Genomic DNA, 3425 nt, shown 5'->3' on the forward strand with positions numbered 1-3425 from the left:
ATTTGAAAGAGTTAAGTGCTTTGGCATTTTTTAGTTCCTTATCGTTTATTTTAGTTTCGTCAAAACCTAATAAACTATATTTGGAACTCTCTTTCAACTATTTAAAACTTTCAGAATACAATCTAGCAATTATTATTAAGCATGCAAGCCTTAAACTTAGATTTACATCTGAATTTTAGCACTATTATGGATTATTAGATACCTTCCATCGCTTATTTTTGCTTATAGTTTATGTATAAATGCTAAGAATAAAGTAGGTGTTTTTATTTTCTAACTTGGCAAGTTGAGCAACCAGTTAAATTTGCTACAAACTTGGTTCTAGTTGAGAGATATCTCATTATAGCAATTACAATACCTAATCCAATTATGGCAATTGTGCTATATATAATTGATTTGACTGGTGTGTTGAATATATTGCCAAGTTGATATACAACTACAGCAGAAGTGTAGGCAATAGTTGAGCTCCATAATATAGATAATATTGCCCAGCTTCGAGTAGATTCTCTAACTGTGGCACCAATTACAGATATACAAGGTATATATAATAGAACGAATAGTAAATATGAAAATGCAGCTAGCCCAGAGCTAAATTTACTTGTCATATTACCCATAGCAGAGCTACTCATATTAGCATCTGCCTCATTACTTGTGATTGGGTTTAGATCCATGTTGAAAAGGTTATCCCAAGTTGTGTAAATAGCATTTTTGAAGTTGTCTGTAATGCTATAGCTATCGGGAATACCTTGACTATCATCTTGCGTATAAAGAGTGTTTAACGTACCTACTACAACCTCTTTTGCAAGTACTCCTGTCATCAAACCAACAGTAGCTTGCCAGTTATCATCACTAACTCCGATAGGTGCAAATATTGGAGTTATTTCTTTGCCTGCGTAGCTAAGAGCTGATTCGTTTTTAGTAACATTAATACTGTTTAGGCTACCAATAATAATAGCTATTGGGACAATAACTTTACCAGCTTTAAGTAGGAATGATTTTAAGCGATTCCAGCTATAAAGCATAATTGTACTAAAGTGTGGTAAGTGATATTTTGGTATATCTAGTACAAAAGGAGTTGCTTCATTTTTTAGGAATGTAAACTTAATAACATATCCAGTTAAAATTGCAGCGATAATTCCTAGTAAATATAATAAAAATATTACAGATGCTCCATGCTCTGGAAAAAATGCTGTTGCGAATACCGAGAAGATAGCAAGTCTAGCTCCACATGACATAAATGGTGCCATCATAATAGTCATTAGACGATCTTCTCGTGTTTCTAATGTTCTAGATGCCATTATTGAAGCAACATTACACCCAAATCCAACGATCATGGGTACAAAAGCTTTGCCAGATAATCCTATAGATTGCATAAATCTATCGATAACAAATGCAGCTCTTGACATATATCCGGAGTCTTCAAGTAAAGATAGGAATATAAACAAGAATCCTATTTGTGGAATAAAAGCAAGAACAGTATTAATACCTGTACCTAAGCCTTGAGAGAGTATCATAGTCAACTGTTCAGGTAGACCAATAGCATTTGAGTAGTATGCTACACCATCTATAAATACCGATGCTGTAAAGTCATCAAATAATGGTTGAACAGCAGATCCAAACGTAATTGAGAAAAAGAACATTAGATACATCATCATAAGAAACACGGGTATACCTAAAAAACGATTCATACACACAGAATCTAATATTTGAGTTATATTTCTACGAGATTTTGAAGTTGTATAATTTACAGTTTTTTCAATAATGTCATCAACAATACTATAACGAATTTCAGGTATCTTATGTCCTGAGTTTGTTATTAGCTTGGCATGTTCAGTAAGTAGAGCATTAATATCAATATCCGGAGAGTCATGTTCTAACTGAATAGTTCTACCCTCATAGAGCTCTCCTGCTAACCATAGATTTGCAATATCAGATTGGCGTAGTTGTTGTAATTGATTATCTAATGCTAATATATCTTTGGAGTAGTGAGATCTTAAGTCATAATGTGGGGTTAATTGTGGCTTTACAAGAGCATTTTTAAGCTCATTTATACCAACACCTTTTGATCCTATCACAGGAAAAACATTTATCCCTAAGAGTTTCGACAAGCCATCAAAGTTAATTACGACGCCATTTTTGTTAGCAACATCAACCATGTTGATAGCTAAAATCATAGGTACATTTAGCTCTAATAGCTGAATAGTCAGATACATGCTTCTTTCAAGATTAGATGCATCTAGCACATTTATGATAGCATCGGGTTTTTCTTGAATAACATAGTTAAAAGCTATTTGCTCATCTATAGAGCTATTATCTGATGCGGATAGACTGTATATGCCAGGAATATCAACAATTTCAACTTGTTGATTGTCAACTTTAAAATATCCTACTTTTTTATCGACTGTAACACCAGACCAGTTTCCAACTTTTTGGTTAAGCCCTGTAAGGACATTAAATATTGTTGTCTTACCACAATTCGGATTACCTACTAAGGCATATCTCATGATTTGATCTCCTCTAGATCTAATAAATCTAGCTCTTTTATACGTATTGAAATATCAGCATTTCTCACACTGACTTGGCATGGGCCACCAAAAATAGCTTTGCGCTTGATATCAAGGATTTTACCAGGTAATAACCCTAAAGATAAAAGTCTATTTCTGTATGCGACAGGACAATTATGAAGATATCCTCTAATTAAATATTGTGTTTTAGTCTTGTACTTTAACATTTATTTATTCCATAAATGATAATTATTATCAATAATTGTGTAGATTATAGTTTCTGTATGCCAGTTTTGCAATAAGTCTTTTCTTAGTTAGAATGCTAGATTGTATTCTCAATGTTTATAGAGATACCAAAATGTACTTCATTAGGTGTCAAGTAATTTAAACATTTCTTAGGTCTATTATTCAAGTCTATCTGTAACTTCTAATGTATTGATGAGATATATTGTTAAAGTTAGTACCTTTAGATATAAATTGTCTGATATACCTATTCATGTTTTCATTAGTACCTCTTTGCCAAGGACTGTATGGATCAGCAAAGAATACTTTGATGCCAGTCTTGCTAGTTAGCTTCTTATGTTTAGCAAACTCTTTACCATTATCAAATGTAGCTGTTAATATTTTATGACCATTAGATACTTTGTACAATATTCTATTGATTGAATTAGCTGTTCTATCTATAGACTTGGCTAAAATAGTAAATCTGCTAGCTCTATCGACCATTGTTACAATAGCACTTTTATGGTCTTTACCAACAATAGTGTCACCTTCAAAGTGATAAAGATTTTTTCTATTATTAGCACTGCTAGGTCTTTCAGAAATACTCGCTCTATCCTTTATCTTAACTTGTTTAGAGTCACCTTCTTTTTTGTATTTATATTGTCTAGCTTTGAAAAATAATAAGTGTCTAAGCTTTAACTT

General features: G+C 32.4%; 2 protein-coding genes and 1 pseudogene. All 3 read right to left on the minus strand.

The genetic code is table 11. The features are described from left to right. Positions 1–263: 263 nt before the first annotated feature. Positions 264–2501, minus strand: a complete 2238-nt coding sequence (feoB, locus tag F8C69_RS09705; RefSeq protein WP_159185015.1) for a Fe(2+) transporter permease subunit FeoB — start codon at positions 2499–2501, stop codon at positions 264–266. Beyond that, positions 2498–2728, minus strand: a complete 231-nt coding sequence (locus tag F8C69_RS09710) for a FeoA domain-containing protein (protein WP_159185016.1) — start codon at positions 2726–2728, stop codon at positions 2498–2500. Before F8C69_RS09710 ends, feoB begins: the two co-directional genes overlap by 4 nt. A 95-nt stretch (positions 2729–2823) precedes the next feature. Beyond that, positions 2824–3425 (minus strand): annotated as a pseudogene (locus F8C69_RS09715) (IS30 family transposase); the annotation flags it as partial.

It is taken from the genome of Francisella noatunensis subsp. noatunensis, assembly GCF_009823375.1.
Taxonomy (GTDB): Bacteria; Pseudomonadota; Gammaproteobacteria; order Francisellales; family Francisellaceae; genus Francisella; species Francisella noatunensis.